The sequence below is a fragment of the Virgibacillus siamensis genome (genome assembly GCF_039522605.1).
Lineage (GTDB): Bacteria > Bacillota > Bacilli > Bacillales > Amphibacillaceae > Lentibacillus > Lentibacillus siamensis.
Genome location: NZ_BAAADS010000015.1, coordinates 162,070 through 174,768, shown reverse-complemented (window position 1 = coordinate 174,768; position 12,699 = coordinate 162,070). Strand labels below are relative to the sequence as shown.

14 protein-coding genes are annotated in these 12,699 nt (G+C 40.6%); 7 read left to right on the top strand and 7 right to left on the bottom strand.

The window, feature by feature from the left end:
• The first annotated feature begins 458 nt into the window (after nt 1-458).
• Complete coding sequence (locus ABD010_RS11220; protein ID WP_390350863.1) at nt 459-740, top strand: DUF4183 domain-containing protein; 282 nt, start codon at nt 459-461, stop codon at nt 738-740.
• 196 nt (nt 741-936) lie between these two features.
• Here the strand turns inward: ABD010_RS11220 and ABD010_RS11215 are convergent, their stop codons facing one another.
• Nucleotides 937-1,335: a hypothetical protein gene (locus tag ABD010_RS11215; protein ID WP_343813037.1), complete on the bottom strand. Its 399-nt coding sequence runs from the start codon at nt 1,333-1,335 to the stop codon at nt 937-939.
• Between the two features lie 390 nt (nt 1,336-1,725).
• Between ABD010_RS11215 and ABD010_RS11210 the strand changes: the two genes are divergently transcribed.
• Complete coding sequence (locus ABD010_RS11210; protein ID WP_343813035.1) at nt 1,726-2,196, top strand: DUF4183 domain-containing protein; 471 nt, start codon at nt 1,726-1,728, stop codon at nt 2,194-2,196.
• 323 nt (nt 2,197-2,519) lie between these two features.
• On the opposite strand, the gene ABD010_RS11205 is transcribed toward ABD010_RS11210, so the two are convergent.
• Together ABD010_RS11205 and ABD010_RS11200 are read right to left on the bottom strand one after the other, a co-directional pair.
• Nucleotides 2,520-2,954: a GNAT family N-acetyltransferase gene (locus ABD010_RS11205; RefSeq protein WP_343813033.1), complete on the bottom strand. Its 435-nt coding sequence runs from the start codon at nt 2,952-2,954 to the stop codon at nt 2,520-2,522.
• A 4-nt stretch (nt 2,955-2,958) separates the two neighbouring features.
• Nucleotides 2,959-3,876 carry a ketopantoate reductase family protein gene (locus ABD010_RS11200; RefSeq protein WP_343813031.1) on the bottom strand — a complete coding sequence of 306 codons (918 nt, stop codon included), beginning with the start codon at nt 3,874-3,876 and terminating at the stop codon, nt 2,959-2,961.
• A 375-nt stretch (nt 3,877-4,251) separates the two neighbouring features.
• On the opposite strand from ABD010_RS11200, the gene ehuB reads away from it, so the two are divergent.
• The 4 genes from ehuB to ehuA all read left to right on the top strand — a co-directional run bounded on the left by ehuB (nt 4,252) and on the right by ehuA (nt 7,574).
• Complete coding sequence (gene ehuB, locus ABD010_RS11195; RefSeq protein WP_343813029.1) at nt 4,252-5,148, top strand: ectoine/hydroxyectoine ABC transporter substrate-binding protein EhuB; 897 nt, start codon at nt 4,252-4,254, stop codon at nt 5,146-5,148.
• A gap of 223 nt (nt 5,149-5,371) precedes the next feature.
• Nucleotides 5,372-6,034: an amino acid ABC transporter permease gene (locus ABD010_RS11190; RefSeq protein ID WP_343813053.1), complete on the top strand. Its 663-nt coding sequence runs from the start codon at nt 5,372-5,374 to the stop codon at nt 6,032-6,034.
• Nucleotides 6,031-6,744, top strand: a complete 714-nt coding sequence (ehuD, locus tag ABD010_RS11185) for an ectoine/hydroxyectoine ABC transporter permease subunit EhuD (RefSeq protein ID WP_343813027.1) — start codon at nt 6,031-6,033, stop codon at nt 6,742-6,744. The genes ABD010_RS11190 and ehuD overlap by 4 nt, the downstream gene beginning before the upstream one ends.
• Before the next feature lie 59 nt (nt 6,745-6,803).
• Nucleotides 6,804-7,574, top strand: coding sequence for an ectoine/hydroxyectoine ABC transporter ATP-binding protein EhuA (gene ehuA, locus ABD010_RS11180; protein ID WP_343813025.1), 771 nt, complete (start codon nt 6,804-6,806; stop codon nt 7,572-7,574).
• A 365-nt stretch (nt 7,575-7,939) separates the two neighbouring features.
• On the opposite strand, the gene ABD010_RS11175 is transcribed toward ehuA, so the two are convergent.
• Nucleotides 7,940-8,461 carry a DinB family protein gene (locus tag ABD010_RS11175; protein ID WP_343813023.1) on the bottom strand — a complete coding sequence of 174 codons (522 nt, stop codon included), beginning with the start codon at nt 8,459-8,461 and terminating at the stop codon, nt 7,940-7,942.
• Nucleotides 8,462-8,830: 369 nt separating this feature from the next.
• Entirely contained in the window at nt 8,831-9,430 is a 600-nt protein-coding gene (locus ABD010_RS11170; RefSeq protein ID WP_343813051.1) for a trimeric intracellular cation channel family protein, read from the bottom strand.
• A gap of 308 nt (nt 9,431-9,738) precedes the next feature.
• Here ABD010_RS11170 and ABD010_RS11165 point away from each other — a divergent pair, with 308 nt between their 5' ends.
• Nucleotides 9,739-10,632, top strand: a complete 894-nt coding sequence (locus ABD010_RS11165) for a DMT family transporter (protein ID WP_343813021.1) — start codon at nt 9,739-9,741, stop codon at nt 10,630-10,632.
• A gap of 181 nt (nt 10,633-10,813) precedes the next feature.
• Here the strand turns inward: ABD010_RS11165 and murB are convergent, their stop codons facing one another.
• Nucleotides 10,814-11,689, bottom strand: a complete 876-nt coding sequence (gene murB, locus ABD010_RS11160; RefSeq protein WP_390350866.1) for a UDP-N-acetylmuramate dehydrogenase — start codon at nt 11,687-11,689, stop codon at nt 10,814-10,816.
• A gap of 186 nt (nt 11,690-11,875) precedes the next feature.
• Complete coding sequence (locus ABD010_RS11155; RefSeq protein WP_343813017.1) at nt 11,876-12,685, bottom strand: alpha/beta fold hydrolase; 810 nt, start codon at nt 12,683-12,685, stop codon at nt 11,876-11,878.
• Between the last annotated feature and the right edge of the window lie 14 nt (nt 12,686-12,699).

Sequence of the window (12,699 nt, the reverse complement as noted above, 5' to 3'; positions counted from 1 at the left end):
TCAATTTAGTAAAATCTCTTGGCAGACATGAGTTAGCATGATATTAAGGGATTTCTATGAATAATTCAGGTTGTATATATCGTTTTTTCGGCTCTACTTGTATTCGGATATTATAATTATCTTTTAGAGAATTTGGGTGTGTATACTTTCCTGAAGCCAAAGCCATTTCTGATATTAATTGATTATATTATAACGATACTTATTGGTGTTATTCCACGTGGAATTTTGATTTATCTTCTTAGAATGGAGGAACGAAACAGAATTGATTAGTTCTATGATTTATTGAAGCTGGAGTAAGTTTTATATTTCAATGAAGTCACTTTTAACACCTTCTATTCACCCAACACTTTAATTGGATATTTGTTGATTTTCAACAATAACCGGACCGCTAACCAGACGCTTTCAAATCCATTTCATAAGATAAGGCAACGCCACTGAAAACGGAGGTGAAAATTAACATGGCACTTCAACTAATGAAAATATCTATTGATGGAGCGATTACCACCAACGTGAATCCCAATTCCGCAAAATTCTTTTATATCACAACAACCAATACTGCTGCTGGAGGTACATTAACGATTGATGCAGGCGACTTTTTACAGGATAACGGCTCAGCGGCTACTGCGCTTCCAGACCTCGCAAATAATAATAGTTATTTCTCGGTTTACGTTAACGGCGTTGAGCAAATGCAAGGCTTGTCAACCTATACCCCTGGAACCGCAGGACTGGATCATTGGTAATTCAAGTTCCAACAGGGGGCTCTTCGATCAAAAATAACACACCCATCATACTACAAGTCGTCAACTTCTCACCAACATCCTCGGGAACATTTGAAACTTAAATTAAGCAATGGACAGATATTATCTCATTATATCCCGTCACAAATATTGGCGGGACACATAGAAAGTCGACTTGGATTTACAATACACCCCTGTCTTAACTATTTAAACTACCTAAGATCATAAAATCTACAATAGCTCCACTCACTGGATTTTCTGAACCTAATACAGTAACTCCCAAAAGTGTTACACCACTAATATTTGTAACATTGGCGGAGACATATTTTTTAGTAATATTCTTCTCCCGCATTTGCACCCTTGGTCTTGCATTTATTGTGGAATTTGTGGAATATACACTTGCCACAGCATAGTCAATTGTTTGCAGTAATGAGTTACCATCTGCTAATCCATTGTCTGTAAAATAAATTTTTGCTATGCCATTTGCATCTGATGTAGCCTGCCCATAAATCATTTGTTTTACTTTTTTGGGGTTAGGCTCTCCTACTTTAAATACCCGAATGGCCGTTGGTGCTGGTGAAAAAAGTTCAATGCTCATAAACAATCCTCCCCCTGTAAAACGATGACATTTGTTACCAAAAAAACGACTTTGATTCAATTTATAATTATCTAATACACCTTAATATTTATGCACTGTTTCCTGCTTTAATGAGCCTCAAAGTGTTTTTAAAGGCCGAAATCATATTTGAACCGTATTAGGAATATAAAATAACTGTCATTGTTTACAAAGAAGGTAAAGTTTAATTTGGGATACAAAAGAGAAAATGGAAGGTTTGCTAAAGTGGTGAAAAACCTTTGTATAAAGGGCTTGATTTAAACACTTTATTCTAGACACCCTAACTTCTCCGTCAGCTGCACAGTCAAATCACCTTCCTTAAAATAAGATACTAGAAAAGCATAATTTTATTTCAGGAAGAGGTGAAAACCATTGAACGAAAAACAATACCGCTATTATAAGGGAACCAAGGCCCCCTGTGACAGGCACCTCTATCCACAATGCCGCTGCCATCATTGCGATAAGGAGAGCAGGGAGGTTAAGAACGGTATTGAAATTAGTCCAACCAACACAAATACATTTAATCCAATATTCAGTCCATCTATTACGATCAATGTGTCTTCGGGATACACACCAGCCCCCATAGGAGTGGAGACTGTTCAATACATTGCCTTTGCTGAAGAAGGTAAAAAAATTTATACGAACAAAGATGCATTAAAGCAATACGGAAGTAGTGACATACTTGACCCCAACGACGTTTCCAATATAAATTTATTTGTAAATGGTCTGTTGCAGCCTCCATCTATTTACGATATCGAGGAAGGTACTCTATACCTGAAATCCAGTGACTCTCCTCCAAAGGACGCCCCTGTTATTCTACTATTTGTCATTGTTACTGGGTAACAGACGCCCCCTATCATCTTACAAAACACACTACTTTTAATTGGATATTTGTTGATTTTAATCAATAACCGCATTCCTTCATAAGATAATGTGTCCTTGCCGCTAATATCCGCAGGGACATTTATCACTTATCATACGATTTATGCGCTCCATCGGCTTCTCGGTGGGGCACATAAGTTGTCAACCAATCTCTGGTGACGGACTTGTATCCCTATTTGCCACCTTATAATACTGAAAGCGAATATATTCCAGCCGTGAAGTCAGGGAACCAGAATAGATAATACTATGTCACAGCTTCATTATTGTCTAATAACAACAACCTTTTATAAAACAGCCTTGTAGAACGTATCACTGCCATTTAACCGATACCAGCCCTTTTCCTCAAAAAAGGTATGAACTATCGAACTTGATGTTGTAATTTCAGCCAGCATTTGTTCATAGCCATTGCGTTCGGCAAGCCGCTCCACCTTGCTGTATAAATGCTCATCCAAGCCTTTTTTAACATAACTTGTCCCAACAGTCAGCTTATGAATGTAGATTTGTTTCGATTCTTTGTTCAATTCAAACAAAATAAATGCGCGTACAGCACTGCTCTCTTCAATCACATAGAGTCTTTCTGCATTTCCGGCAAATATATTGTCAAAAGTGTTATCGCTGATAGGCTGTTCCTTCTGGTGTAAATGGATATTCCCCTCATTTTCAGCCAATGCATTGATTGCTGGAATATCGGTTCTTTTCAGTTCACGTATCTTATACATTCGATTATATCCTTTCAAATGGCTTGATCATGCCATGGATTGCATCTAAATATGGCACATCTATCCCCTTGTCTTTTGCCAGCCGAATTGCTCCGCCATGAAGATGATCCACTTCCAGCGGCAGTTCCTTGCGCCGGTCCTGATGCATGGAGGACGTCGCTTCCGGATCCAGATTTCGGAGTGTTTTTTTCGCCTCCTCAACTTCCTTGTCCGATACCGTGACACCATATTGACCGGCCAATCGCTGCATTTCAACAAGTATCTGTTCAGCGATTCGAAATGTATCCGGATTTTCACGGACTGGCCCAATTGGCAAATCAACGGCGGTAGTTATTCCGGAAAATGCATTTATAAATGTATACTTCTTCCACAGTTCATGCAGAATGGAATCACTGCTGTTTACAGCTTCCAAATCTGTTTTTCCACAAAGGTTCTCCAATCGGCTGCATATTTCTTTCTGTGAATCATGCAGCATCCCGAAAATGATGCGGTGAAATTGACTTGAATGAATAACATGCCCTGAATCATCCAACGTCGCCATAATAAACGACAATCCGGGAATCACGGCTTCATTACCCAATTCTTTTTGCAAAACTGGAATATGTTCCATGCCATTTAATACAGGCAGGACATATGCCCCTTTTTCCGTCAATATTTTCAAATCATCAATTGTATTCTGTAAATGATAGCCTTTAACACTTACAAAAACAAGCTCAGGATGATCAATCTGATGTGTATCCGTTACTACTTTTGGTTTATTGTTTGTATAATCCCCTTTGCTGCTGAAAACTTTCAATCCATTCCTGCGCAGCTGCTCAGCCCTTTTCTCCCTGACAAGGAAGGTTACATCTGCACCGGCTTTCTCCCACCGTGATCCAAAATAACCACCTAAGGCGCCTGCACCTAAAACGGTAATCTGCATAATTTCCCCTCCATTTATTAAGTATTACGTTCAATATTAGACTCCTCCAAGATATTTGTCCATAAAATTATTCGGATAATTAAAGCAATTAGCGAGCAAATAAAAGCTTAAAATATTATATACAAGTATATATCGGCATATATAAGTTTTATAGAGCACACAAGCAAATATGCGGTTAAATTCCAAATTATCTAAAAATATACTGTTTGAATGAATAGGCCAAAGTCTATACTATTATAGTATGACTGTTAGAAATAAATTCCCCATCCATTTACACTTTATTCACACTCGGGTAAGTACCCGGGGTACAACTATCCATTTTCTAGTCATAAAGTCTTAAGAGAGACAAATTATTAAGAGGAGGTCATTTAGAAGATGAAAAAATTATTAGCAGTAGCGGTTGTTTGCTTTTCGCTCGTTCTGCTGGCGGCCTGCGGATCAGGTTCAGAAGAGGGATCAGGCGGAAGCGGCAGTGACGGCGGTGACAGCGTATTGTCAAAAATTAAAGATTCAGGCACTGTTACAATCGGATTCGCCAACGAAAAGCCGTATGGTTATCAGGAAAATGGTGAGTTAAAAGGGGCTTCGGTTGATATTGCACAGGCCGTTTTTAAAGAAATGGGTGTTGAAAAATTTGAAAGTAAATTGGCAGATTTCAGCCAGTTAATCCCTGGATTGAACGCCGGAAAATTTGACGTTATCACAGCAGGTATGGCGATTAATCCGGACCGTTGTGAAAACGCTGATTTCGCCGAACCGTCCATGATGTATGGGGAAGGATTAATTGTTCCAAAAGGAAATCCTATGGACCTGCACAGCTATGAGGACATTGCGGAAAAAGGTGCAACTGTTTCTATCATGCAAGGTGCAACTGAAATTGAATATGTAAAACAAATGGGTGTGAAAGAAAGCCAGATTCAAACGGCTGCTGACATCCCGGCTACTTTCTCTGCTGTATCTTCCGGACGTGCGGATGCAACAACCGGTACAGAAATGACGGTTAAAATGGCACTGAAATCTTCCGGAAATGACAAGCTGGAATTCGTTTCAGACTTTGAACAGCCTGACATTGAAGGTATCCCAAGTTATGGTGCAGCTGCATTCCATAAAGATGCCGATGAACTGCGTAAAGCATATAATGAAGCATTGGCTAAATTGAAAAAAGACGGAACAGTTAAAGAGATTCTTAAGAAAAACGGCTTCAGTGCTGAAAACAATTCAGTACCAGAAGATATCACCGCTGAAGGAGTATGCAGCGGCGAACAATACTAGAATGACACATACCAGATTTACAACTTGACGTACGAAAACAACGACTCCATAGGGTCCGGCTCCCTCACCCAGGGGGTCTGACCCTTTCATTTTGTTTAAAGGAAAGTGGATATGTCCGATTCTGAACGAATATGTAAAAAAACTACTTTCCAAATTTGTACAAGGTGTATAAACTGAATACTATTTTAATAAAGTAATAGTAAACACAAAAGGAGTGATTATCATCGATGCAATAGCAGATATTTTCCCCGTCCTGTTAAAAGGGGTAGAAATTACTGTCAAGGTTCTGCTTGCTTCCATCGTTCTAGGATATCTGATGGCGTTTATTGCCGGGTTTTGTAAGCTTTCACGCAATGTCATCATAAGGAAAGTTACAAGCTTTTATGTTGAAGTGTTTCGCGGCACCTCCCTGATCGTACAATTATTCTGGTTTTATTATGCATTGCCAATACTATTCGGCTGGGAAATTGGAAGCAGCTTTTGGGCCGGCGTTTTTGCCATTGCACTGAACTATGGTGCATACATGTCAGAAATTGTCCGTACATCCATCTTGTCGGTTGCTGAGGGGCAATACGAGGCTTCCACAGCATTAAACATGTCAAGATTTCAGCGGATGCGGTTGATTATTTTCCCACAGGCGGTACGGATGATGCTGCCGGAATTCGGCAACTACCTTATTTTGATGTTGAAGTCGACATCATTGGTTTCATTGATTGGTATGACTGATATTTTATACTACGGAGATATTTTACGGAGTTCCAACCTGGATCAGGCGCCAACCGTATACTTCCTTGTGCTCGTATTCTACTTTATCCTTGCACTTCCATTCATCTGGCTGACGAAAAAAATGGAAGCTGCATCCAAGAAAGGGGTGGCTAGCTCATGAGTGGTGGCTTAAGTAACTGGAGTTGGCAGACATTTTTCGATGCCTTCCCACTTATTCTGGAAGGACTTGGCATTACTATTTTACTGACTCTCGCTTGTTATTTGTGTGCTTTAATCGTAGGGTTTTTCTGGACAGCTGTGAAAAGACTTCCGATTGCTGCTATCAGACTTCCATTGCTCGGAATCATGGAATTTATCCGTTCCACCCCGCCGTTGGTACAGTTATTCTTTATTTACTATGCTTGGCCAATGGTTCCTGTCGTCGGCATGGCACTCGATCCATTTACAAGTGCGGTTATCGGTCTCGGTATTCACTACAGCACATACATTGGTGAAGTGTACCGGTCCGGGATTGATGGTGTGCCTGCAGGTCAGTGGGAAGCTGCAACAGCACTCAACTACTCCAGGAGGAAAAAGTGGACCAAAATCATTCTTCCACAGGCAATTCCACCAACCATTCCGATGCTGGGAAACTACTTAATTATAATGTTTAAAGAAGTTCCATTGGCTTCAACAATCGGTTTCCTTGGAATTTTGGCATTGGCCAACGATTATGGTGCACAGCACTGGAGATACCTGGAACCACTTACTATTGTGGCAATTCTATTCCTTGTGCTGAGTTATCCTTCCGCACTTCTGGTCAATAAACTGGAAAAGAAATTTAACAGACGACTTGATAAAAATGCAGTAACGGAAAGCAAAGCAAATTAAAAACAAAAGCGGGAGTACCCGTTTTTCTGATCATTGTAGAAAAAAGGAGACGTGATGGAATGTCTGAACCTATTGTAAGATACCAGGATGTACACAAATCATTCGGTGATACAGAAGTGCTGAAGGGCATCGATCTGGATATAAAACCAGCCGAAAAGGTTGCTGTCATCGGACCAAGTGGATCTGGCAAGACAACAATTATTCGAATGCTGATGACCCTTGAGGAACCAACTTCAGGTGATATCATTGTGGACGGTACAAACTTATGGCATATGGAGAAAAATGGGTCAATGGTACCTGCTAATGAAAAACATTTAAGACAAGTGCGCGGTGATATCGGCATGGTTTTTCAGCACTTTAATCTGTTTCCGCATATGTCCATTCTTGAAAATTGTATGACTGCACCAATCAACGTACAAAAAGTGGAAAAACAGAATGCGAAAAAACGATCCATTGAAATGCTGGAAAAGGTTGGTCTTGGTGACAAACTCGATAGTTACCCTGATCAGTTGTCAGGCGGTCAGAAACAGCGTGTCGCAATGGCACGGGCACTGGTTATGCGCCCGAAAATCATGCTGTTTGATGAAGTAACCTCCGCATTGGACCCAGAACTGGTCGGAGAAGTTCTGGAAGTAATCCGTGACATCGCACAGGAAGGTGAAATGGCAATGGTGCTGGTTACCCATGAAATGGAATTCGCCCGTGACATTGCAGACCGTATTCTTTTCCTTGATGATGGAGTTATTGCTGAGCAGGGGCCGCCAATGGAGGTATTGGAAAACTCCACAAACGAACGCCTGCAAAGCTTCCTGCACAGATTCAGAACTTGATAGGTTAGAAAACTTGGTTGTCACCAAGCCTTCAGGTGACAAGCTTAGTTGCACTTATGCAGATAAGAAAGTATTAAACTTTCTTATCTGCCAAAAAAAGCTGGCTCGTTGGAGTCAGCTTTTTTTATAGTTATTATAAAATTTGATCAAAATAGCCTGCAATCCTGTATCTACCATCAATAGAAAGAAATCTTTATATATTTATAAACTGACTGTTACGTTACCACCTTGAACTAGGGTCCTTGGCTATTTCAAAATTTATATCCGATTCGGTCTAAAAACTCTGGAACCTCTATGTACTCGATTCCTTTCCAAATATGCCGACCTTCGCTGTTCGAGGGAGGGAAATTCCTTCGCCAGTATTATTATTTACTTTCGGAAAGGACCCGCTTAATTGCTCTGATTTGCCCTCGATGATTTATTTCATCTTCTAGCACATGAAACCAGAGATAATAATTATTATAAGGAATGCCATTCTCCCATTGTTTTTCCGCAAATAACCATTCATCACTGAAATCCTTTAAAGTCGCTAATGTCTGTTCCCTAACCTGAGCCAGCTCAGTTAAATAGTGTTCAATATCATTTTTTCTAATTTCACTTCTGGCCTGTTGACCAAGTTCCAGTGCTGTTTTCCACTTTTGCAGTTCAACCTCATTAATGTCGCGTTCATCAAAAGAGATTACCTGATGAACAAATTCTATCGAAGCAATATGCAGTAGAATAGCTCCGATGGTGTTTGAACTTTTATTCGTCAGAAAATCCAAATCTTTCTGTACTAATCCCCTAACCTCATCCAGTGTAACAGCCCTTGAATACTCCAACATGGATACAAGTTCACCAATTTTTTCAGCGTATCCGCCAACTGATTTTATTCTGTACTCAATCATATAACTACCTCCCAGTCAATCTATATTAAGGTTACCAATAAATTTTTAAAAATATAGACTAATATTTCCTGGAGAATGATGATATAATCGAATTGACATTTAGAAAGGCAAGCTGACTTATTCAGCTTGCCTTTTTGCGTTGTCCTGCCTGCCCCTGAAATTGTTATTATATAAATATAGTCATTGCAGCAAACACATTACGACCCGAAACGATTTGTCATGTCTTGCAAAAAACCTTTTAAACATTGAACTTGAACCGATATATTTTCATAATAAAAAAGGAAAAATGGCTGCAACCATGCCCTGACTATTTATTCTAAAATCACAACTGTGCAAGGTGCGATTTTTGTCCTCCATAAGATCAAATCATCACGACACCGAATGCCGGGGTAATCTCCATCTGAAATGTACCGACAGCATCCTCAACGTAACAATTGCAACAAACAGGGCACCTGTCGTCCAAGGTCCCTGAATAAGGCCAACTCCAATCATTAAACCGCCCAGTGTTGCCCAAAGCGCATAAATCTCTTCACGAAAAATCATCGGCTTTCTCCCGGCAAAAACATCCCGTGTCATACCCCCTCCACACCCTGTCAAGGTTGCCGCAACGAGTACGGCACTTAATGGTGCACCAATTTGAACTGCGCTCATAGCCCCTTGTATTGCAAATGAAGCCAGCCCCATTGCATCAAAAAGAATCCCCCATTTATCCCATTTCAGCACCCAATCATTCGGTAAAATAAATATAATAATATTCGTTATAAAAACGGCAATGAATAAATCTCCTTGTGTCCAAATTGTTTCGATCGGTATACCGATTAAGAGATTTCGTATTGTACTGCCGCCAAATGCTGTCGTAAAACCCAGCACTTGAACACCCAGTATGTCATAATCCTCTCTCATCGCAATAATGGCACCACTAATCGCAAAAGCTAATGTACCTATGATATTCAGAACATCCCATGTCATCAATGCTTATCTTCCTTTATTTAAATTCAAGCTTTAGTGTTCAACAAGCTTTATCCAATTATTATTTTATTTTCATAATGGACATGTAGCAACCTTTGCGGGTTATTAACATTCCGTTATAATCCAGTTGCAAGTACTTTCTGCTATCAAGTGCCGGATAACGAAAACTCCATGTTTGATTGTTGATTTTTTCTTCAAAACCAAGTCTCCCTGTTACGAAACTTTTATTAAGCTGTTTCATTTGAGAATGGTTATTGAATTGGCTAAAATGTAGCAGTCGACAGCATGAAGACAGAGGAGGGTGATGTATGCTCAAAACGTATTTGTGGCTGACATTCTGTGTAACGGTCTGGGGAAGCAACTTTGTATTTGGCAAAATCCTGGTTGACTATTTTTCCCCGGCAGTTATAACATCACTAAGGTTAATGTTTATCGTCTTTTTTCTGATTAGATTCGTTTTATTTAAACATGGACTCGAAAAAATTTCATCACGTGATTGGGCCTGGATTATCCTGCTCGGTATCATAGGAGTATTCATTAATCAATGGACTTTTTTTGAAGGGCTCGTTACGGCAGATTCCACGACTTCAGCACTAATTCTTGCCACAGCCCCTATCTTGACGGGCATTCTGGCAGCGACTTTTTTAAAGGAAAAATTTACATCGCGCATGCTTTTTGGTTCTGTGATTGCCATCATCGGCATTTATTTTGTCGTGACGAAAGGCGGAGCTGCACTGCATTTTGAGCCCGGCCTGTTATGGATTGTCGGTACCATGGTGTCGTTTGCCATCCTGATTATTATCACCCGGATATTATCACAGCGGATAAGTCCTGTTGTCACAACTTTGTATTCAAATGTTATTGGTTTTGTTGTATCCGTACCCGTTATTTTTATTGCGGACGACCCTGTCATATTGGGAAAAGACTGGCAGCCCTGGGGACTTCTGATCGTAACGGCCATTGTTGTCCATGGAATCGCAACCCTGGTCTGGAATCATCATATCCGCTATGCTGATGCATCAAAGGCATCTATTTTATCCAATTTGGAACCGTTCATCGCGATGATCATGGGGGTTATTCTGCTGCAGAAACCAATTACCGGGCATGAAATAATTGGTTCGCTATTTATTGTGGGTGGTGTCATGTTTGCCACCTATCAGCGCCGAAAGAGGAAGAAAAACCGCCAACTACAGCAACACTGAGACTCGGGAAGGACTGTATTTCCTCCTGAAGGATCGTATTTCCTCCTGAAGGACCATATTTTCCTGTGAAGGATCGTATTCCCAGATGAAGGACCGTATTATTTCAAAATCCCCACCTTAACGTGCTTAAAGATGGGGATTGCGTTTATCTGTACACCGAATACCGTTGCCTCGGCGCCTTTTATGCATTCTTTTCCTCAACAAGATCTTCTCCGATTATTTTTACTTCACGTTCGAGTCTGACGCCGAACTTATCTTTGACCGTATCCTGAACAAAATGAATCAGTCCGATATATTCATCTGCTGTTGCTGCATCCCGATTCACAATAAATCCGGCGTGTTTCAGGGATACTTGGGCACCTCCCAGTTGTTTTCCCTGGAGACCGCTGTCCTGAATCAGTTTTCCAGCAAAATAACCGGGCGGACGTTTAAACACGCTGCCACAGGACGGATATTCAAGCGGCTGTTTTGACTCACGCTTAAATGTCAGGTTATCCATAATCGCTTTGATTTCATCATAATCCCCGTTCTTCATGGAAAAAGTCGCTTCCAGCACAATATATCCGTTATCGGGAATATTACTGGAACGATACTCCAGATCCAGATCATCAGCTGAAAGATTCAGGAGATTACCTTCCCTGTCAACAACAATCGTACTTTCCAGCACATCCTTAATTTCACCGCCATATGCACCGGCGTTCATAAATAATGCCCCGCCGACAGATCCGGGAATACCACAGGCAAATTCCAATCCTGCCAGTGATTTCGATAATGCGTGTCTTGATGCATCAATAATTCTGGCTCCACTCTGCGCCACAAGAATGGTTCCATCTGTTGAGATATCCGTCAGTCTTTTTAAATTCAGAACAATTCCCCGGATGCCCCCGTCTTTCACAATGAGATTGGAGCCGTTTCCCAGTAACGTAAACGGCAGATCCACTTTATTGGATAACTTTACAATTTCCTGCACTTGTTCATATGTTTCCGGTGTGACGAAAAAATCGGCTTTTCCGCCTAAACGTGTATACGTATGATTTTTCAAGTGTTCATCAACCATCACATTATCCACTGATGTAATTTCGGTTAATTGATCGTACACATGATGATAATTTACCACTAAAATCAACCCTTTTATAAATAGTCAAATCAATTATTTCTGGCAATTAGAAAACTTAGTTATCACCAGGCATTTCGATGACAGCTATCGTTTCACTTAGGCAGTAAGAAAAAATTATTTATGTTCTTAACTGCCCAGAAATGAATAGACCAAAATGTCAACTGTTGCACTTTCATGTAACCCGCTGTGACCTAGCGACTTATTTTCAATGATTTTCTCTGTTAACTGATCTTCACTTACAATCTTTCGTATGGCATGCACGCTTTCCGGCAGTGCTACAATGTCACCGGTACTTCCGATGCTTAACACCTGCAGTGAATCAGGAATAGCCTCTTTGTTCGCCTGCAACAATTTCAGCGCACCGGAATCGGGCTTCAAATCAACTGTTGCCGGATCACGATTGATTTGAAAGTACTCTTTACTGTATATGCCATCAAACGGGCTGCCGATCGTAACGAGCTTATGGACACGCGGGTATTCAGCTGTATCCTGATATGCCTGAACATATTTCATGGAAACGAGTCCGCCCATGGAATGCCCGACAAGATTGACTGAATCAATCCGGTAGACACGCTTCATATGCGCTAATACTTTTGCCAGCCATTTGGAAGTGTCCGCAATACTCGCCCTGTTATTTTCAAAAATAACCTGAACGAATGCCGGTTCATTTTTACCCTTGCTGAGGTTACGAACATTCAGATGTCCTGAAGAAGACACATGATAAACAATTGCCTTATTCCCCCAGCCATACTTGTGTTCATACCGGTCCAGCATGTTGCCGAAAGAGTTGACTGTACCTTTGTATCCGTGAACAAACACAGTTGGGTATTTTATCTTGTTTTCCGATTCAGCTGATTTCCGCACATCTGTCATCAGAAATGTAATGATGAAAAATGAAAATAAAGCTGCTGCAATTATAATATGTTGCTTCTTCAAAAAACTGACCCCGC